Here is a 19,739-nt window from a genome sequence, read left to right on the forward strand (position 1 = left end):
GGGATCTGAACCCCGTCTTCGGAGGCTCCTGCCAGGGTGGACCGGCTCCCCTTATATATACATGCCGTCCATCTCTCCTTCATGCTCCCCCCCATCATGGACCCGTTCTTCTACCTCCTGGGAAAGGCGGTCTTCGTAGTCGCCGCAGGCGTCCTCGCCGCCGCCCTCGTCGGAGCCGCCCTGATAGCCTACTCCTTCAAGACCGGCCACTTCTTCATGGCCAGGATCATGCTCATCTCCGTCTCTCTCCTGGAGAGCCTTATCAAGAGCATCTTCAGAACCTTCCGGGCCGACGACGCAATCGTCGACGATGTGGGGGTGAAGCTCCGAAACTACATCAACGCCGAGAAGTTCGAGGCGGTTCCCATGGACGAGAGGGCGATCTTCATCCCCCAGTGCCTCCGATCCGTCGACTGCCCCGCCAAGCTCACCCCTGAGGGCCTCCGATGCGTCAACTGCGGGAGGTGCGAGGTCGGCCCCGCCAAGATCTTCGCCGAAGACCTGGGCTACAGGTTCTTCCTCGCCCCCGGCTCCAGCGTCATTAAGAGGATGATCAAGAAGTATCGGCCCAGGGCCATCGTCGGCGTCGGCTGCCCCATGGAGATCAAGGAGGGGCTCGAGCTCTGCCAGGGGCACGACATCCCGGCGATCGGCGTCCCCCTCCTGACGAACGGCTGCGTCTCGACGACCCTCGACTGGGGCCGCTTCTACGAGGTCATCTCCGACCGGCGGGCCGCTGCCCCACCCCGGGAGGAGGAAGCGGAGATCGGGATCTTCAGCCGGATGTGACCCTCCGGTGGCGGATGCCGTCCCCGCCGTAGCGGAGGACGCAAGCCTTGGGCGCCCTTCTCCTCCGACGGCCTTGAGGCCCGAGCCCCTGCCCAAGATTTCGCCATCAGACCTTCCAGCCCCCTCCTCCGGAAACCCCCTGGAAACTTCAAGCGCCAGGAGGCGGAGATCCCCTCAGGGCGGGCTCCGCCCCCGCCCTCTCCTCCAGGGCCCTCAAGACCTCCCCGAGCCGGTCGATCTCCTGGCCGTAGCCGGACCAGTTTCCGGCCCGGAGCTCCGCCTGGGCTGACCGGTAGAGGGACCCCGCCTCCCCGATCAGCTCCTCGGCGGTGAGGGCGCCCGCCCCCATCCCCGGTCCAGCCCTGGGGGCCGCCGGCGCCAGGTCGAAGATCTTGCCGAGGGCGAGCTCCAGGGTCTCCTCCATCACCAGCCTGTTGCCGTAGGCTACGACCACCCTCCGCAGCTCCGGCAGCTCCCCCACATCCGCCCGGAGGTAGATCGGCTCGACGTAGAGGAGGCTGCTATCTATCGGGATCACCAGGAGGTTCCCCCTGATGACGGTGGACCCCATCTGGTCCCAGAGGGTCAGCTGCTCGGAGATCTCAGTGGACTGGTCTATCCTCGCCTCGATCTGCATCGGCCCGTAGACGAGCTGGTCCTTCGGGAACCGGTATACCAGGATCTGGCCGTAGTTCGGCTGGTCGCACTTTGCAGACATCCAGGCGATCATGTTGTTCCTGGTCCGGGGGGTGAAGGGCTGGATCAGCATGAACTCCTCGGCGACCTCGCTCTCGGGGATCTTCATGATGACGTAGTAGGGCTCCATCGGCTGGCTCCGCCCCTGGTATATCTCCATCGGCGTCTCCCAGGCGTCCTCCTTGTTGTAGAAGATCTGGGGGTCGGTCATGTGGTAGTTCTGGTATATCCCGGCCTGGATCCGAAAGAGGTCGACGGGATACCTCATGTGGGCCAAAAGCCCCTCCGGCATCGAGCCGATCGGCTGGAATAGGTCGGGGAAGATCGCCTCGTAGGCCCTGATGAGGGGGTCGTCCTCGATGACATAGTAACTGACCGTCCCGTTGTAGGCGTCTATGACCACCTTTACCGGGTTTCTGATATAGTTGAACCGCCCCGACGGCTCCGAGTACGGGTAGCGGCCGGATAGGGTGTAGGCGTCGATGATCCAGAAGAGGCGGCCGTCGGCCAGGACTACGTAGGGGTCCCTGTCGTAGGCGAGGAAGGGGGCGACGGTCTGCGCCCTTTCTAGGATGTCCCTGTGGATCATGATCCTGCTCTCCCCCGTCAGCTCTTTGCTGAGGAGGATCTTGGGGCTCATATGCCGGTAGGCCATCAGGAGCTTCATCACCGGATCGAGGACGACGCCGCCGGTCCCGGCGTAGGTGGTGTAGACGTTCTGGTCCCCCATGGGGTAGTCGAACTCCAGAACTTGGGTCTTGACGATGGCGTAATCCTTCCGCCCCTCTCCGTAGTAGATCTCGGGCCTATGGATATCGCCTACCTCCGACTCGGGGGGGATGTTCTTGATGAAGTACTCCGGGAGCCCCTCCTCGGTGGCGGCATTCACCGGGCTCATCGCCACCCCGTAGCCGTGGGTGTAGAAGAGGTGGACGTTCTGCCAGGTCTTCGCCTGCTCGGGAAGCCGATCGGTGGAGATCTCCCTCGCCGAGAGCATCACCTGCCTCTTCCTCCCGTCTACGACGTACCTGTCGACGTCGGCGTCCAGGAACTCGTAGTAGAGCCGTATCTCCTGGAGCTGCTTGTAGGTGGTGAGCAGCGGCCTCCAGTCCCAGATCCGGATGTTGTCCACCGTCTCGGCGTTCCTCCTGACGTCGGCGCCGGTGAGGTTGTAGTCCACCGGAAAGTCCTTCACCACGACGTCGTCGAGGCCGTAGGCTAGGCGGGTGTAGTTTATGTTGTGGGCTATGAAGGGCCTCTCCAATGTGAGCTCGTTGGGGGCGACGCTGTACTGCTGGATCACCACGGGGTATATCGTCCCGGCGGCCCCCGCCCCCACCACCAGAACTGCTATCGCCAGAGGGATCTTCGGGGATCTCCTCCCTGCCGCGTAGGCGAAGAGGAGGAGGGCCGAGATGGCGGCGACGGCGGCGAAGACGTAAAGGAAGGGGAGGCGGGCGTAGACGTCGGCGTAGCCTGCGCCGTAGACGACGCCTCCGCCGGTGAAGAGGAGCTCGTACCGATCCAGAAGGTACCGGGCGGAGAAGAGGAGGGCCAGGACCCCCAGGAGGGCCCCGATGTGGCCTATGGCCCTTTTTGGGATCGACCGGGCGATCTCGAGGTAATCCCCGCCCTCCGGGCCGAAGATCAGCCGGTCGGCGTGGAGGTAGAGGTAGGCTCCGGCGGCGAGGGCCAGGTTGACCATCACCGCCGCGAAGACCGCATACCATAGGGACCAGAGGAGGGGGAGGGTGAAGACGAAGAATCCCACGTCGTTTCCGAATAGGGGGTCGGTCGCCCCGAAGGGCTGGGCGTTCAGGGCCAGAAGGACCCTCTCCCAGCCGGCCTGGGCAGCTAATCCGAATAGAACCGATATCAAGACCACGATCCACGCCAGTTGCCTCGGCCTCTCCCCGACGAGCCTCAGGTTGGCGAGGGTCACCGCCCCGAAGGCCATCGTCGCCAGCAGAAAGAGGGCCGATCTTGCGGCGAGGATCGTCCAAAAGACGCTGGAGTAGCCGAGGGATGAGAACCATCGCCATTCCGTGATCAGATACGCCATCTGGCCTGAAGAGATCAGAAGAAGTATCAGACCTCCCAAAAACCACCGTTCAAGCCTCATAAAAACACTCCAAAATTTAGGCAATGCTCCGCCGCCGGCATCGACATATTTGGAGACCAGCTGGCCCCGATATATATCTTTCGTCGGGGGGTCCGCCGCCGTGAATGAGAACCGCGATATGGCCAGGGATCCTCCCCTTCCATCGGTGGGCTGAAGCGGCCAGGGGACCGGGGAGGGTTAGAGGGCGCGGCACTTTTTATAGAAAAATTTTAAAAGAGGGGCGATCACTCGATGGAGATGGCCTCAGAGGGGCAGGCCTCGACACAGCTGCCGCACTCGGTGCACTTGTCGACGTTCACCACTGCTATTTCTTCGTCGTCCATGGTGATGGCGTTCTCTGGACACTCCTCGACACAGGTTCCGCAACTTACACACTCTTCTCTGTTGACTACTGCCGGCATTACGAATTCCTCCTAAGTTGCCAAAGATGGCAAATTTAGAGTCCGGGATATACGATATATAACTTTCGTTAGGGAAGGGGAGGATAAAAAGGGAGGGATATCTCCTCCCCGCCGGGGGGGGGAGGCTTCGAGGCCGAGACCCTTGGGTCAGCTCAGGTCCGAGTACTTGTTTCTGTCCCTCAGCTCCTGCTTCTTCGCCTCGTTCCATCCGCTCACCGACTGGAGGTAGCCGGTGACCCGGGATAGGTACTCCAGATGGTCGGAGCCGCACCTCGGACACTCCTCTTTGAGCCCCGGCGAGACGCAGAAGCAGCTGAGACAGACGGTCATGTCCCTGGTGAAGGCGAAGTATCCTATCTGGGTGCTCCTCGCCAGGTTCATGGCGAAGTCCATCAGCCCCTGGGGATCGGGGGCCGACTCCCCCAGGAAGATGTGGAATATGTTCCCCCCGTCGACGATCGGGAAGAAGATGTGCTCCAGCTTCGCCCTCTCGAAGATCGAGACGTCCAGGGAGGGCGGGATGTGGGTCCCGTTGGTGTAGTAGACGGGGAGGTCCCGGGTCTGGTGGATCCTCTTCATGGCGGTATCGAGGTCGCCCTTGACGACCCGGGCGGCGCAGTCCCGGAACTTCTCGGAGAGGAGGTCGGAGACCGCAAACCTCTGGACTACCGTCTCCGCCGGGGTCCTCGCCAACGCGATCGTCATTCCGTGGCGGCGGGATAGCTCCTTGGCGTAGATCTCCATCTCCGTCATCGCCCTCACCGCCAGCTTCCAGGCCTCCTTCGACTCATGCATCTGAGAGCCGGTATGGAACTGGACCATCTCGTTCACCCCCACGACCCCGATGGTGTAGACGAGGCTCTCCAGGTCGACGGCCAGCGTCCCCTTCTTTCCCGTCCTGGGATCCTTAGGCCTCTGGGTCGCAAAGGGCATCCTCCGGTTCTTTATCACCTGGTTCATCCACTCCCGCTTCACCTTGAAGATCTCGACGGCGGTATCCATCAGCCCCCGGAGGTACTCGAAGAGGAGGTCGTCGTCCCCCCGGGCGAGGTAGGCGGCCCGGGGGCAGTTGAGGGAGACGACCTGCCAGGACCCCATGGAGAAGTGCATCCCTTCCTTGAAGAGGAGCTTATCCTCGAAGGCGGCGTCGCTCTCGAAGGTGGCGGCGAACTGATAGGCGCAGCAGTTTCCTGTTACGATGCCCATGGCGTTGCTGAAGTTGTGGGTCTCGGATACGTCCACAAGGTCGTAAACGTACCCGCCATATTCCTCCACCTCGATCTCCCTTATCTCCAGGACGTGGACATCACCGCCGATCAACCGCTCGATTATGGGCGAGCCTGAAGAATCGATGTGGCGCTGATTCACGCACTTGTGACCCTGTGATCGGTATTGAGAGGGATATTTCAGATCGGCGTGCTCAAGACCGGCATTCTCTATGGGAATCCTGGTGAAAACCCCTCCTACTTCTTTCCGGTCGTCAGAAACCGCGCATCCACCGTAGCCTGTCCGGCTGTAGAAGTTCTCTATCTGATCTTGGGATGTGACGTAGCAACTATAACTGGTAAGTCGATAAGGATTTCCGGTCTGGGGGTGTCTGACGGTCTCATCGCGAACCATGTAGTTCATCTGTACGCCGATCCTCTGAGCGAGCCAGATCAACCTCTGTACCGCATCTCTCGAGACCAGCCCAATACGGATGACATGAGCAGTGTGAGGGCGCCCGTTCAGCTCTCCTTTCTGAACATTGACGTTTCCGTCTCCCCTGAATGCGCAACATATGTACTCCCCCACCAGGGACGGGTCTACATTGAAGAGAAGATCTGGCACAGACTTGGTGTGGGCATCGTGGCCACACCCCAGGGCATCTATCAGGAGATAAAGCAGCTTGCTGTTGACTACAACGTTCGTCGCGGTCTTCTCCTCTGAGACCTTAGGCTCAAGTCCGAGACTCTTGATGCATGCCATCGCATCATCGATCAGCCCGGACTCATGTTTGCCGAAAGAGAGACGAACGGAATACCTTCTGCCACTTTGATCGCTGCAGCCCTCTGCTAGGTAATATCCCAAGAACCGGACCAATTCGGAGGTTATGGATATATTTTTGGGCAGGCCGGGCTTCTTGGCATTTTTGACGTTCACAGATTCATTATGTACGACGATCTCGTCGGCGTAACCTGCCTTCAACAGAGTCGTCTCGACATCTATCGAGGCCAGCGGAGCTAACCCGAAATCGACGTCCGTTAGAAGCGGTAGGAAGTCTCCGACGTTGAGGTCACAAGCCTGCTTTTTGACGAAATTGCCCTTATCGAGAACGTATACGGGATGGTTGGGTGTCACCCTTATACGCCGTCCTGACTTGAGGACGATTTTAAGCAGTTCCCCCTCGCATCTCTGGCGCATAACACCCTTGAACTCCCTCAGGGAGGCCTCAAGGGTATCGAAGTTGACGCTGGGAGTCCTGCCCTGGAATCGGACGAATTCGACGCCGAATGGGTCCGTCTCTTTGCCATATTCCTCTGCTTCGGAGAAAATTTCGCTGATCTGCTTTACATGGATCTGTCCCTCGGGATCCGCCAAAGAGACCAATTCATCTTCAGCAAGACATTGATAGCAGCTTATCCCCTTCCCCGCCCCCCGGTAGGCGGGAAGCTGGTTGTCGTAGTAGGGGGTGCCGAACTTGGAGGCGAGCTGGAAGGAGAGGAGGTAGAGGTCCCGGTAGGTCGGGACCTCGGGGTGAGCGGCGTTGAATCCATCGTCCTCGGCCATGAAGTCCGGCTCGATGGAGATCTCGGGCTTGGGGAAGTTGAAGGGCTTCCCCCAGTAGTCCCCCTCCAGCATCACCTCCATCAGGGCCTTGAAGCCGAGGCGGACCTCCTTCTCGAACTCGCCGTAGGTCCGGAGGGGAGCCCCCTCGCCATCCCAGACCTTCCCCTGGTAGACTACGGGCTTGTCCCGCCAGAGCTTCGGGACGCCGGGGCTGAGCTGGACGGAGGAGAAGACGACCTGGCCGCCCCGGGCGACCATCATCTGGGTCATCTCGTAGACGAACATCTGCATCAGCTGGCAGATCTCGGAGTAGTCGAGCCCCTCGAGGTACGGGGCGAGGAAGGTGAGGAAGTTGTAGAACCCCTGCCCTCCGGCGAAGTTCGTCTGGGCTGAGGCGAGGGCCTTGACGGCATGGAGCATCGCCACCTCCGGCTTCTTCGCGGGGCCCGCGACGGAGGCCTTCGTCCCCGAGCCGTCGGGCATGAGGCCGTAGTAGAAGAAGTAGCGGAGGTCCCAGTCCTGGCAGAAGGGGCGGGTCCCGAAGTACTCCAGGTCGTGGATGTGGAGGTCGCCGGCGAGGTGGTGGTCCGATAGGTAGGGGGGGATGAGGAGGAGGTACTGCTCCTTCGATATCTTGTCCGCCTTCTTCTTGTGGCTCGTCTCGGCGTTCTCCTGGAGGTTCGCGTTCTCGTGGGCCTCGAAGCCGGAGCCGACGTCGATGAGGTGGGCGTCGTAGACGGGGGTCCCCACCCGGGTGCAGATGTTCCTCCACTCCAGGTGGTGCCTTTCGAGGAGGATGACGTTGACGATCTCCCTCACCAGCGGCCCGGAGAGGAACTTGACGTCCATCCACCGGATCCGCCGCTCCACCTCCCGGGCGATCTCCGCCGCCTCCTCCTCGGAGATGCCCGGGATCCGGTAGAACTGCTCGGAGAGCTTCGTCTCCCGGAGGAGCTGCTTCACCACCGCATCCCTGTTCCACCTCATCAGGTGGCCGTCGGTGGTTCTGACCATCGGCATCTCCGATAGGGAGACGCCCTCCAGCGTGATCTGCTGACTTTTATATCCGTTAACCCTCCGGCTCAATGACAGATACCCCCGATGAGATGCGACAGAAGGAGCGAAGAATATCTACCCCCCTGATGGCGCAATCTTCAACCATCCCTGTAAGGCCCCTAAATTTATAACCCCTTCGGCCGATATGAGGTAAAATTATAATTAAAGTTGGTCAAAAATCCGATCCCCTCGCCGGGGAGGCATTCGTAACTCTCCATTGATATTTAAAGCCCCGGAGAAGGGCCGAATATTTGAGGTACCGACGAATAAAAACCGATTAATTCGGCCGGATGCCCCCCGCGAATTAGGTTCCGGGGGCAGTTTTCGGTTATCCGACCTCTCCGCCGATCGCGAATGCTGAAATGCCCATCTTCCTATATTTTTGATCGAAATTCGCCCCTGGCCCCCATCATCGTCCGTCACCGCCGCCTCCGAGCCGCTCGGCGTAATCGGCGAGGACGGCGTAGAACTTCTCCGCCCTCCGGTGGTAGGCCTCCTTCTTGATCGCCCCGGAGTCGTCGAAGAGATCCTGGACCTTTGGGAAGTAGAGGACCTCCCCCGTGGGTAGCATGTGGAACCGGACGCAGGTGGCGACGAGGTGCTCGATCATCCTGGCGCCGCCGAAGACCCCAGAGGAGACGCCGCAGATCCCCACGGGCTTTCCGAAGTACTCCACGTAGAGGAGGTCGAGCATCATCTTCAGCTCCCCGGGGTAGCCGTGGTTGTACTCCGGGGAGACGATGACGATCCCGTCGGCCCGGAGGACCCGCTCCTTGAGTCGCTTCGCCGCCTCGGAGGTCTTGGAGTCGTCCGTCGCAGGGAGGCGGTAATCGCGGACGTCGATGATCTCGCTCTCGAGGCCGAACTCGGCGGCCTTCGCCAGCATGAACCTCGCGACCTTCTCGGACTCGCGCCCTGCCCGGGCGGTCCCGAGGATGATGGGGATGTACATAAGGTTCTTTTTCTTATTCAAGATATGAATAGCCTTTTCTCGACCCAACCGGCCGCCGTTGATCGATCCCAGCCGGCTCCGCTCCTGCTCGCGGAGTGGATATGCCCCCGGATGGCGATCAAAAAGCGTTAATCGCTGGAACTCAAAAATAAGACCAGGTGGTGAACCTGTGGAGACGATCAGAACGTGTATAGGCTTCCATGGAGAGGCCGAGGAGGCGGCGAACCTCTACGTCGATGCCTTCTCTAGGGCCTTCGGAGACTCGAAGATCCTGAAGATCACATACTATGGAGATGAAGAGCTGGAGGCGCTAAGAGAAGTCCCCGATGTGACAGAGGAATTCATGCCGGGGCCTCCCGGGAGCGTGAAGGACGTCCGTTTCCTGCTGAACGGAGATGAGCTGATGGCGTTCAACGGCGGGGGCTACTTCGGCAACTTCACCGAGAGCGTCTCCCTCTATGTCAGCTGCAAGACCCAAGACCAGATAGACGGACTCTGGGAGAAGCTCTCCGAAGGCGGGATCGAGCAGCAGTGCGGCTGGCTGAAGGACCGGTTCGGCGTAAGCTGGCAGATCGCCCCTGAGATCATCCAGGAGATCATGGAGGGGCCTGACCAGGAGAGGGCCCAGCGGGTGATGAAGGTCCTCTACGGGATGAAGAAGATCGAGATCGAAGAAATTTTGAAGGCATGAGATGGGAGAAGATGGGAGATGAGCAAGATATGGGAAGAGGATTGGTCCAGCACATAAACCCCGAGGGGCTATCAAAAAATCCGGCCTTCTCCCAGGCGGTCGTGGTAACCGGCCCGGCGAAGACGATATACGTCGGGGGGCAGGACGCCGTCGACGGATCGGGGAATATAGTCGGTGAGGGCGACGTCGGACTCCAGACGGAGCAGGTCCTGAAAAACATCCAGACGGCGCTCGCGGCCGCAGGCGCGGACCTTGCGGACGTCGTCAAGTGGAACGTTTACGTCGTCGCCGGCCAGCCCCTCCAGCCGGGCTTCGAGGCGTTCATGAGGGGGTGGGGCCGCCGACCCAACCCGCCGGCGATCACCATGGCCTTCGTCAGCGGGCTCGCGCGCCCGGAGTATCTGGTGGAGATCGATGCTGTAGCCGTGGTGGAGGAACAAGGAGGAAGGTAGCAAAATAGCGCAACTTTAAACGGGTGCTTTAGGCAGAGCTGCTCTGACATGGACCGTGCCACCTTCCCACCCCCAGACTCCGATCAAACAGCTCACCGGGATGCCTGCTTGCCCTTGTACCTCCCAGCCCTAATGATCGATCTCTGATACCATTATTCCCTATCACTAAAAACTGATATAGGATATCACTGATAACCTTAAATACATATCAGTAAATGGTGATATCACTCATGAAGACCATATCACCCTCCAGCTCTGAGATTATCGCGTTCCTTCGCCAAGAGCTAGAAATCAGCGAGAACGTATCTATAAAGCAGGAGGGTATGCTCAACGATAATTACCCTATTCGGTTTGACCTGATCATCGAAGACGACGGTAAAACGTACGTCGTGGAAATCAAGCGGATCGTGCGCCTTGAGGCCCTCTCACGGCTCGGGCTGCTAAAACTGCTCCTAAATGCCGATAACATCAGCAATTACGACATCGAATTCGTCATGGTAGGTAAACGGATAACACCGGAAGCTGCTGAAGCCGCTGAGAAGACAGGGATGCGATTCATCAAGCTGCCAGCTGATGTGAACTTAGAAGAAGCCCGCCCCAAGTCCAGCGCCTTGTCGGTGAAGCTCACATCCCCCAAGTCCTGGCAAGCCATCTCATATCTTCTCAAGATAAAGGAGGCTTCCATCAGGCAGCTCGCGATCGCATCTGGCGTCTCCTACGGCTGGACCCATGCGACGGTGAAGGCTCTCGCCTCAAAGGGAATAGCATCAGCCGATAGGGGCCTCGTAGAGATCGCTGACAAAAACAAGCTTCTCAACGGCATAGCGTGGGAGCGGCCGTTCGAGAAGCTCTTTGCCCAGGAGATTCGGATAGCTGCCGAGAGCCCCATGGCGCTCGCCCAGGAAATTTGCCTCGTCTGCGATGAGCAGCAGATTCCAAGCGCTTTTTCCAGCTACACTGCAGCAGAGATTTACACCGGCTACAGCGCGAGGCACGATTCGATATACCTTTATATTGAGAGGAAAAATATAGATGAAGTTGTAGGGATGTTTGAAGTGCAGAACGAAGGCGGAACAGCTGTACGAATCTATGCTCCAGACCGCGATGTTTTCAAGGATCGCAGAATTTCCACCGTGGAGGGCGTTTGGCTCGTCTCGCCCGCCCAGGCCCTCCTCGACTGTGCGGGCCTGGGATATGCAGGCCGCGACCTCACATTAAGGCTGGTGGAGATCTATGACCGCCTATAGAGCCCCACGAACGATTGTGGACGCGTCCCTGGAGGAGCTGATCGACATATTCCGCTGGGTGCATGCCCGAGAGAAGGATGAGAGAAATCCCGTCACCGTTTTGATCGGCGGCTGGGCGGTGTACAGCTACAATAAGTGGTACGGCTCGGTGGATATCGATCTTGTCACCAATAACAAGACAAAGCATCAACTGATGAAGCGCCTGAGGGACGAACGGGGATTTGTTCACCAGAGGGACCCGATGGTTCCCACCACAGTTGTGAAAAATGTCCAGGAAGAGAAGATCCTTCTCGACTTTGGGTCGCGGGAGGATATCTCCAGGTTTGAGGGGAGAGATGAACAACTTCCGTTTTCGCTTCTTGATGGGCGTACTGAGGCAAGAGAGATCAGCCCAAGTTCTTCTGTTTCTGTGATTGTGCCCGAAAGAACGCTGCTCATGATCTTCAAGCTCAAGGCTGCATGGGACCGCTCGTTCCGGATACAGAATGAAACCGCCGAAGATGAGGAATGGGAGAAGAGCAAGCTATGCAAGGATCGGGCCGATATTATAGCTCTCATCGACCCTGACGCCGGGGGCACTGAGATCGATATTCAATATCTTGGTGAGAGGCTTCGCATGAACCCGTTCCTGGTGGAGGTGCTTTGGGAGATCCCGAGCGACATCGATGCAGTCGATATGTACGGCAGGATGGAACAGAAGGAAGTTCAGGATTCCATCGAGAAGCTGCTCCTCCTTGCGGGAGAAAGAAAATGAGCTTCGCCTGAACGAATTCCAGTCATCACACAGCTCCATTGCCAGTCCCTTGCCCAATCCACTCCAGCTCTTCGGCCTGACGCAAGCTGGCTGCCCAGGAGGCAAAAAGGCGACATCCGGCAGCAGACGGTTCAGATCCTGATAAACATCCAGACGGCGCTCGCGGCCGCAGGCGCAGACCTTGCGGACGTCGTCAAGTGGAACGTTTACGTGGTCGCCGGCCAGCCCCTCCAGCCGGGCTTCGAGGCGTTCATGAGGGCGTGGGGCCGCAGGCCCAACCCGCCGGCGATCACCATGGCCTTCGTCAGCGGGCTCGCGCGCCCGGAGTATCTGGTGGAGATCGACGCGGTAGCCGTGGTGGAGGAGTAGAGGCTAAAAAGCAGATCGCCTAAAAACTGATCCTACTCTCGACCGCCCACGTGGCGATTCAGCTGAGATAAAAACAGATCTGCAGAGAGGTCGTCTGCCGGTTCGATGTAGCTCTCAAATGAGTTCGATTTTTCGCGATCTGCAATGATGAAACATGCTGCATTGTACTGACGCTCTCGGACCAGCTTCCGGCAGAATAGCTCGTACCTCTTGGCGTATGAAGCGCCCCGAAACTCCTCGAAGACCGGAAAGTGGGTCTCCTGAGTTCTCACCGGGCTTCTTGATTCTGGGCAGTCCTCCAGCAAGAACAGATACCCAAGCCAGGGCGCAGGGGATGTGCAAAAGGCACCTTCCCTGTAAGCGGTCCAGATATCCAGGGCCGTGCCCATCGCCTCCTCTGTGCGGTTGTTGAAGTTGTTTCCAAACGAGAGGCCGACCTGTGACTTGAGCTCGATGGCAGCCATAAGCACTCCATCGACTACCACCACGATATCCCAACCCTTGACGGGGCGGAAGAATCCGGGCAGGTGAGTCTTTTTCGTGTAGATGTTCCCCTCATCGACGCCGCTTGCCGTCATCAGCTCGATGATCTTTCGGACGAATCCGTCCATCTGCTTTCCGCCGGTGACAGCGCTCCGCGCCCCCTGATCAGACCCGCCGCGCCTCTCCTGGTCCTTGATCTGCCGATCTCTGATCTGCCAGAAAGTTTTCACAGCGTCAGAGAAAACGAGGTCTCCAGCGAAATCTGTGATAATCCCACCCCCTAGAAGCCGTCGAAATCCAGCGTAAGCTGCTTATTTCTGATCTTGTTGAGACGATTCGAGGCCATCTCAAAATACGTCGGCTCGATCTCGAATCCCACGCTGCTCCGCCCCCACTGGCCAGCGGCCAGGTTTGTGGTTCCCGTGCCCATGAAGGGGTCGAGGACCGTATCTCCAACGAAGGAGAACATCCTTATGAGCCTCTCAGCAAGGGCCAGAGGAAAGGGGGCAGGATGTTTTCTCGTCGATGCCCCCGTGATCGTCCAGATCTGCTGGAACCACTCCTTGTGGAGATCCTCGGGGATCACCGAGAGGAGACGAGCCGCATTTGAGGGCTTTCGATACCCTCCCGGCTTTCTCTGAAATAGTATGTACTCGATGTCGTTCTTGACGATGGCATTCGGCTCATAAGGCTTTCCCAAGAACTTCGACCCGTTATTCGACTCGAATCTGGCGTTCGCGATCTTGTACCAGATGATCGGCGCGAGGTTGTCAAAGCCGATCTTCCGGCACCGCTCCTGGATGCTGGCATGCAGAGGAAAAACGACGTGCCTGCCGAAGCAGCGCCTCGGAAGGCAGACGTCCCCCACCACGACCACCAGGCGGCCGCCGGGGACGAGGACCCGGAAGACGTTCCGCCAGACCCTGTCCAGCTCGTCGAGGAACTGCTCGTAGTCTTCGACGGAGCCGAGCTGCCCCTCGTTGGCTGGGTACTCCTTGAGGGTCCAGTAGGGAGGAGAGGTGACCGCCAGATGGACGCTCTCGTCCGGGATCTCCTCCATAAAACGGCTGTCACCGAGGAAGAGCTGATGGCGGGTGGGGACCCGCTTTGCAGCCATCTCGATCTCCAGGAGAAGATCCGGGTTTTTGGCGATGGCTGGAATCGCCCTCTGCCCTTCGCTTCGGGCAAAATTTAGAGCATTTATCGGAACCAGATCCTCCAGCTCTCGCCCAAAATCGGAGGGCTCGATTATCACCACATCCTCGCACATCTTCGAACCCAGACTCCTCACCCGTGCGCCTTCCTCGCAAACTTCTTCGCATAGTACGTCAATATCATATCCGCCCCGGCCCGCTTGATGGAGGTGAGCGCCTCGCCCATCGCCTTCTCTCCATCGATCCAGCCCCGCTCCGCCGCGGCCATGATCATCGAGTACTCACCGCTCACCTGATAGGCGGCCGTCGGCATCCCGAACTCGTCTTTGACCATCCTCACGATGTCGAGGTAGGGCATCGCCGGCTTCACCATGATCATATCCGCCCCCTCCTCGATGTCGAGGCGGACTTCCCATAGCGCCTCTAAAGCGTTGGCGGGGTCCATCTGGTAGCCGGACCGGTCGCCGAAGGAGTACCCCGACTCCGCCGCCTCCCGGAAGGGTCCGTAGAAGCTGGAGGCGTACTTGGCGGCGTAGGAGAGGATGGGGGTATCGGTGAATCCCTCGTCGTCCAGGGCTCCGCGGATCGCGGCCACCATGTGGTCCATCATCCCGCTGGGGGCGACGACGTCCGCTCCCGCCCTCGCCTGGGAGACGGCTGCTTTGCCCAGGAGGGGGAGGGTCTCGTCGTTGGCCACCTCCTGGTTTTTGATCAGGCCGCAGTGGCCGTGGCTGGTGTACTCGCAGAGGCAGAGGTCGGCGATGACGATGACCTTCGAGGTCGTCTCCTTGATCCGCTCGGCCGCCCTCTGGACGACGCCCTGGGGATCGTAAGCGCCGGAGCCGACCTCGTCCTTCTTTTCAGGAAGGCCGAATAGGATGACGGCGGGGACCCCCAGCTCCTCCAGCTCCTCGACCTCCTTCGCGAGGCTCTCGAGGGAGTGCCTATTCTGCCCCGGCATCGACTCGATCTTGATGGGCCTCTTTAACCGCTCATCCACGAAGAGGGGCATGATCAGGTCGTCCGCCGAGACCCTCGTCTCGGCGACGATCCTTCTCAGCCCCGGCTTACGAAGTCTACGCATCCTTCTCATCATCCGCCTCCAGCCCGAAGAGCTCCTCGATGAAATTCAGACATCCGTCGTCGCCCCGCTCCGCCGCCCTCCTCAGGGCCTTCGTCGGCTCGGCGAAGATCTTGTTGACGATGGAGTGGCTCATGTCCATCAGAACCCTCTCCTCGATCTCCCCTAACGTGTGGCGGGCGCCGAGCTTGTTCATCGCCCTCATGCACTCCTGGGCCTTGATCTCCTCGGCCTGGAGGTAGATCCTCCCGAGGAGATCCTCCGCCCTCCTCCTCTTGTACTTGGCCTTGAGGAGGGCGAGCTCCTCGTCGATGATCGCCTCGGCCCGAGCCATCTCGGCCATCCGCAGCCTCATATTCTCGGCGCTGATCTCCCGGAGGGCGTCGATGTTCCGCAGCTCCACGCCGGGGATCTCGCCGACGTCCTCGGCGATGTCCCGGGGGTTTGCGATGTCTATCATCAGGAGGGTCCCCTTCGTCCTCCTCGCCATCACCTCCTCCAGGTCGTCCCGCCTCAGGATGTAATGGGGGGCGGAGGTGGCGCTGATGACGAGGTCGGAGGTCCTGATCATCTCCTTCATCCGATCGAAGGGGACGGCCTCGGCGCCGAGGCCGGCGGCGAGGGCGAGGGCCCTCCCGAAGGTTCTGTTGGTGACCAACAGCTCGCCGATATTCTTCGATAAGAGGGCCTTCGAGATGAGCTCCCCGGTATCCCCCGCCCCGATCACCAGGACCCTCCGCCCCTCAAGGCTCCCCAGGATCTCCTCGGCGAGGTCGACGGCCGCGGAGCCCACCGAGATCGACCTCTCGTTGATCCGCGTCTCCCGGCGGACCCGTTTTCCGACGGAGATCGCCTTCTTGAAGGCGACGTCCAGGGTCCAGCCGGTGGTCTCCGCCGCCTTGGCCATGTTGTAGAGCTCCTTCATCTGGCCGAGGATCTGGTCTTCGCCGATGATCATCGACTCGAGGCCCGAGGCGAGGCGGAGGAGGTGGTTGAGCGACTCGTCGTGGTCGTGAAAATCTATGATCCGCGATGATATCCGGGCCTTCTTCGCGAGCTCGAAGAGGACCTTCTCCCCCCGGGGCGAGACGACGTAGATCTCGACCCGGTTGCAGGTCTTGAGGACGGCGGACTCCTCCACCAGGTCGGAGGAGGAGATCCACTTGAGGAGGGCCTCCAGGTCGCCGTGCCAGGCCCTCTCAATCTCGTCGATATTGGCCTTCCGGTGGGTCACCAGCATCGAGGCTATCTCGCTCATCTGAAGGGAGATGTTCTCCGGCCCTCTTATAGCCCTTTTCGTAGGACTCCGATAGGAGCCTCCAGACCTCGCCATCGGAGATGATCTCCCAGAGGATCCGCCTCCTCTCCTCCTGGTCGGCGACCCTCTCCTTCATGACCCCCCTCATCTCCCCCAGGAGCCGGGCCATATCGCCGTACCCTTCGTCCAGGATCTCTTCGATCCTCATCCGCAGGCTCTTGGATAGAGCCGGGCTCTCCCCGAAGGTGGATATGGCGACGACGACGGGGCCCCTCCTGACGATGGAGGGGACGACGACCTCTCCGAAGCCGTCGACCCGGTTCACCAGGACCCCCATAGAGGATGCCGTCTCCTCCAGCCTGGCATTGAGGAAGGAGTCGCTGGTGGCGGGGATCGCGATGAAGGCGCCCCGGAGGAGGTCCGGCCCCGCCCCCCAAGGTCCGCCTCCACCAGCTCCACCTCCCCCGCCGCCGCCATCTCCCAGATCCCGGGGGTGAACTCCAGGCTCGCCACCGTCACCCTGGCATGCTCTGAGAAGAGCCGGGCCTTCCTTTCGCCGACGGCACCGCCGCCGAAGATGACGACCTTTCGGCCCGAGAGGTCCAGGAGGAGGGGGAGGTGGCCCTTCAGATCCGCGCCCCCGTCTTCTTGAACTCCCTCTCGCTGAAGAGGACCTGATACTCGGTGATCCCGACCTTCCTGGATATCTCGGCGGCGACCTTCCGGCACTCCTCCCGGGAGGGAGAGTGGACGACGGTGTAGAGGTTGTAGGGCCACTCGGGCCTTTCGGCCCGCTCGTAGCAGTGGGTGACCTCGTCGAAGGAGGCCATGATCCCCCCGACCCGCTCGGCATCCTCCGGCGGGACCCGCCAGACGATCATGGCGTTGGCCACGATCCCCAGGGCCCGATGGCCTATCGTCGCCGAGAACCTCCTGATCACCTCCAGCTCCAGGAGGCGGCTCAGCCTCTCCAGCACCTCCCCCTCGCCGATGGCGAGCTCCTTTGCCAGGGCCTCGTAGGGGCGGGAGGAGAGGGCTATCCCCCCCTGAGCCGCCCTGATGAGGGCGAGGTCCAGATCGTCGACCTCATCCGGCGTCCCGTCATCTCCTTCTTTCATCCGAGGACCTTCGTATGATTTCACTTCTTCCTCCAGCCGTCGGGGTCCTGGAAGGGGTACCGGTCCACCCCCCTCGTGGGGACAGCCTTGGGACCGGACCCCGGATTTCCGGTTACCTGATGGTCGCTCCAGAAATTTCCTCCCACCTCGGCCCCCCCATCCCAGGAGTTGTCGCCGTTGTCGACGGCGTTCTGGGGGCTCATTGGGTTGCCGTTATCGATGAAGTTGTTGTGGCGGATGATACAACCCGTGCAGTCGACCAGCCCCGTCCCCCCGAGGCCGTTCTTGACGAAGGTGTTCCCATAGACCTTCCCTTCCCGGGAGTAGCTCATCCTCAGGCCGTAGCGGCGGTTATTGCTGAGGTTGTTCCCCTCGATCTTAGCGCCGACGACCGCCTGGAGGAAGACCCCGTCCCCGTTATCGAAGGCTGATGATCCCGCCACCGTCGCCGCGGAGAGCTGGAGGAGGGCCAGGCCCGCATCCCGATTCTCCGAGAGGTGGCTTCGGACCACCATCGTCCCGTCGGAGCCGGAGGCTCTGATCCCCCAGCGGTTTCCCGAGGCGATGTTGTTGTTCAGGACGGACCTTGGAGATCTCGAGATTTTGATCCCCTCCTCGGTGTTCCCCATCGCCCTGGCCTGGAGGATCGTGGTGGAGGTGGAGTTGACGACGGAGATCCCCACCAGCCCCTCCGAGGCCTCCACCCCCCTGAGGGCCGAAGCCTCCGACCCCTGGACCAGAAATCCGGCCTCCGAGGACCTCAGGGCCGAAGACCCTTCGATCGAGGCGCCCTTCCCCCCCTGGACCAGGAACCCGATGGTGCAGTTATCGGCTCTGCTCGCCTCAACCCCGCAGCCGGCCGTCCAGAGCATCCGGACCCCGGCATCGTTCCCCAGGAGGGTGAGGTTTCGGGCTGTGCAGCTGCTCGAGTTGACGATGAGGGCTCCAGCACTGTTGTTGGAGAGGGCCAGGCTCTCGACGGTGACGTTGGTGCAGCCCACCAGGGCCAGGAGGCCGTAGTCTCCGGAGATGGACCGGTCATGCTCCCCCACCAGATAGCAGAAGGCCTTTCCGTCGATGGTGTTGGAGGAGTCGGCGTCCTGGCGGAAGGGAGCGTCGTCGGTGGCCGAGGGGTCTTCTCGATCGACCCTGAAGGCCCGGTGGTTATCTTCCATCTGGTTTTTCCGGAGGAGGTTCGCCCCGGATCCGAGGAGGGTGAGGCCGCGGCCGTTCTTCAGGATCTGGTTCTCCAAGATGGAGTTCCCGGAGGAGCCCGACCTGAAGATCAGCCCTTCGACGTTCCCGGATAGGAGGTTTCCGGCGACGACGTTCCCCTTCGAGCCCTCCAGCCAGATCCCGGCGACGGCGCTCTCCTCCATCCGGTTCTTCAAGATCCTGTTCGCCGTCGAGTCCTTCAGCCTGATCCCTACGTTGCAACCCAGGGCCGAGTTTTCGGCAACTGTGCTGTTGCCGGAGGCGAGGAGGAGGATCGCGACATTGGTCGCCCCCGTCACGACGTTCTCCAGGATCTCGCTCTCCTCCGACCTCTCGACGGCGATCCCCCTCTCCGGCGAGGAGATCTCGTTTCCTCTGACCCTGGTTCTGGGGGAGTCAGTGATGAGGACTCCGGTCCTGGCGGTAATGAGGGAGTCAGAGACGGCACACCCGCTACAGTTGGCGATCACGACCCCGGTGCCTCCGGAGATGGTGCAGTTGGAGATGGCAGGCCCGAGGGCCTCGACCCCCGAGACTGAGCTCTCCTGCAAGTCCCGGACGGTGCCGCCCGAGAGGAGGACCCCTACGGAGCAGCCCTCGATCGCCGAGCCGACGACGGCGTTATCGGAGTCGGACGAAAGGATGCCGGTAGAGAAGTTCCGGATTATGCAGCCCCGGATGGTGGCCTCTTTGGATCTCAGCTCCACCCCGACGCCGGTCCCAGTGCCCCTCATCTCGAAGCCCGAGATGTTGGTGCCCGGAGCCTCCACCCTGAAACCCCCCTCCAGGGTCGTCTCGCCGGCGGAGCCGTTGAGGGCCAGGGGCCGGAGGAGGGGGATCACCCCCTCCCGATAGTACCCGGGGCGGACGAGGATCTCGTCGCCGTCTTCAGCGGCGTTGACGGCCTTGCTTATCGTCGAAAACCCTCCGCCTCCGCTCGGATCGACGACTAGAGTTGCAGCCTGGGCCCCGGGCTGCCATGGGCTGAATATAAGGAGAAGGACTATGAGCCATAACCTATCCGTGACGACACCCCCAATCCGGTACGATAGTCCAGTGGTGGCGGTGATAGATAACTCTATCCCCAGGCCACGAAAGGCGGAAAAATCCTTCCGGGATCGATAAGTACCTG

18 protein-coding genes are annotated in these 19,739 nt (G+C 60.6%); 6 read left to right on the forward strand and 12 right to left on the reverse strand.

Going from position 1 to position 19,739, the window contains the following annotated elements; all coding sequences use genetic code 11:
- Nucleotides 1–81: 81 nt before the first annotated feature.
- Nucleotides 82–789: a DUF116 domain-containing protein gene (locus tag MHAR_RS00755; protein ID WP_048144724.1), complete on the forward strand. Its 708-nt coding sequence runs from the start codon at nt 82–84 to the stop codon at nt 787–789.
- Nucleotides 790–937: 148 nt separating this feature from the next.
- Here the strand turns inward: MHAR_RS00755 and MHAR_RS00760 are convergent, their stop codons facing one another.
- The 4 genes from MHAR_RS00760 to MHAR_RS00775 form a co-directional block, all read right to left on the reverse strand.
- Entirely contained in the window at nt 938–3,607 is a 2,670-nt protein-coding gene (locus MHAR_RS00760) for a UPF0182 family membrane protein (protein WP_014585731.1), read from the reverse strand.
- 224 nt (nt 3,608–3,831) lie between these two features.
- Nucleotides 3,832–4,008, reverse strand: a complete 177-nt coding sequence (locus MHAR_RS00765; protein WP_014585732.1) for a 4Fe-4S binding protein — start codon at nt 4,006–4,008, stop codon at nt 3,832–3,834.
- Between the two features lie 147 nt (nt 4,009–4,155).
- Nucleotides 4,156–7,797 (reverse strand): anaerobic ribonucleoside-triphosphate reductase, encoded by a 3,642-nt coding sequence (gene nrdD, locus MHAR_RS12740; protein ID WP_048144200.1) that lies wholly within the window; start codon nt 7,795–7,797, stop codon nt 4,156–4,158.
- A 445-nt stretch (nt 7,798–8,242) separates the two neighbouring features.
- The gene (locus tag MHAR_RS00775) at nt 8,243–8,806 is read right to left on the reverse strand and encodes an NADPH-dependent FMN reductase (RefSeq protein WP_014585734.1); all 564 of its coding nucleotides are present in this window, start codon (nt 8,804–8,806) and stop codon (nt 8,243–8,245) included.
- A gap of 148 nt (nt 8,807–8,954) precedes the next feature.
- Here MHAR_RS00775 and MHAR_RS00780 point away from each other — a divergent pair, with 148 nt between their 5' ends.
- From MHAR_RS00780 to MHAR_RS00800, 5 genes are all read left to right on the forward strand, one after another.
- Nucleotides 8,955–9,476: a VOC family protein gene (locus MHAR_RS00780; RefSeq protein ID WP_014585735.1), complete on the forward strand. Its 522-nt coding sequence runs from the start codon at nt 8,955–8,957 to the stop codon at nt 9,474–9,476.
- Between the two features lie 29 nt (nt 9,477–9,505).
- A complete protein-coding gene (locus tag MHAR_RS00785; RefSeq protein ID WP_048144725.1) occupies nt 9,506–9,928 on the forward strand; it encodes a RidA family protein in 423 nt (140 codons plus the stop codon).
- A gap of 230 nt (nt 9,929–10,158) precedes the next feature.
- On the forward strand, nt 10,159–11,175 hold the full coding sequence (locus MHAR_RS00790; RefSeq protein WP_014585737.1) for a hypothetical protein: 1,017 nt from the start codon (nt 10,159–10,161) through the stop codon (nt 11,173–11,175).
- Nucleotides 11,162–11,929, forward strand: coding sequence for a hypothetical protein (locus tag MHAR_RS00795; protein ID WP_048144202.1), 768 nt, complete (start codon nt 11,162–11,164; stop codon nt 11,927–11,929). The genes MHAR_RS00790 and MHAR_RS00795 overlap by 14 nt, the downstream gene beginning before the upstream one ends.
- Nucleotides 11,930–12,043: 114 nt before the next feature.
- Nucleotides 12,044–12,298: a RidA family protein gene (locus MHAR_RS00800; RefSeq protein ID WP_228369665.1), complete on the forward strand. Its 255-nt coding sequence runs from the start codon at nt 12,044–12,046 to the stop codon at nt 12,296–12,298.
- A gap of 32 nt (nt 12,299–12,330) precedes the next feature.
- Here MHAR_RS00800 and MHAR_RS00805 read toward each other — a convergent pair whose 3' ends face one another.
- The 8 genes from MHAR_RS00805 to MHAR_RS00835 are packed head-to-tail and all read right to left on the reverse strand — an operon-like array spanning nt 12,331 to nt 19,449.
- The gene (locus MHAR_RS00805) at nt 12,331–13,011 is read right to left on the reverse strand and encodes a PaeR7I family type II restriction endonuclease (protein WP_014585740.1); all 681 of its coding nucleotides are present in this window, start codon (nt 13,009–13,011) and stop codon (nt 12,331–12,333) included.
- A gap of 50 nt (nt 13,012–13,061) precedes the next feature.
- Nucleotides 13,062–14,039: a DNA-methyltransferase gene (locus tag MHAR_RS00810; protein WP_014585741.1), complete on the reverse strand. Its 978-nt coding sequence runs from the start codon at nt 14,037–14,039 to the stop codon at nt 13,062–13,064.
- Between the two features lie 29 nt (nt 14,040–14,068).
- Nucleotides 14,069–15,028, reverse strand: a complete 960-nt coding sequence (gene hemB, locus MHAR_RS00815) for a porphobilinogen synthase (RefSeq protein WP_014585742.1) — start codon at nt 15,026–15,028, stop codon at nt 14,069–14,071.
- A complete protein-coding gene (gene hemA / locus MHAR_RS00820) occupies nt 15,012–16,274 on the reverse strand; it encodes a glutamyl-tRNA reductase (RefSeq protein ID WP_048144203.1) in 1,263 nt (420 codons plus the stop codon). Before hemA ends, hemB begins: the two co-directional genes overlap by 17 nt.
- Complete coding sequence (locus MHAR_RS13535) at nt 16,216–16,674, reverse strand: precorrin-2 dehydrogenase/sirohydrochlorin ferrochelatase family protein (protein WP_228369666.1); 459 nt, start codon at nt 16,672–16,674, stop codon at nt 16,216–16,218. The genes hemA and MHAR_RS13535 overlap by 59 nt, the downstream gene beginning before the upstream one ends.
- Complete coding sequence (locus MHAR_RS13540) at nt 16,596–17,003, reverse strand: precorrin-2 dehydrogenase/sirohydrochlorin ferrochelatase family protein (protein WP_187287875.1); 408 nt, start codon at nt 17,001–17,003, stop codon at nt 16,596–16,598. The genes MHAR_RS13535 and MHAR_RS13540 overlap by 79 nt, the downstream gene beginning before the upstream one ends.
- Entirely contained in the window at nt 16,901–17,392 is a 492-nt protein-coding gene (gene ahbB, locus MHAR_RS00830; RefSeq protein WP_014585746.1) for a siroheme decarboxylase subunit beta, read from the reverse strand. Before ahbB ends, MHAR_RS13540 begins: the two co-directional genes overlap by 103 nt.
- Nucleotides 17,393–17,412: 20 nt before the next feature.
- Nucleotides 17,413–19,449 (reverse strand): NosD domain-containing protein, encoded by a 2,037-nt coding sequence (locus tag MHAR_RS00835; RefSeq protein WP_014585747.1) that lies wholly within the window; start codon nt 19,447–19,449, stop codon nt 17,413–17,415.
- Between the last annotated feature and the right edge of the window lie 290 nt (nt 19,450–19,739).

Source organism: Methanothrix harundinacea 6Ac (assembly GCF_000235565.1).
GTDB classification, from domain to species: domain Archaea; phylum Halobacteriota; class Methanosarcinia; order Methanotrichales; family Methanotrichaceae; genus Methanocrinis; species Methanocrinis harundinaceus.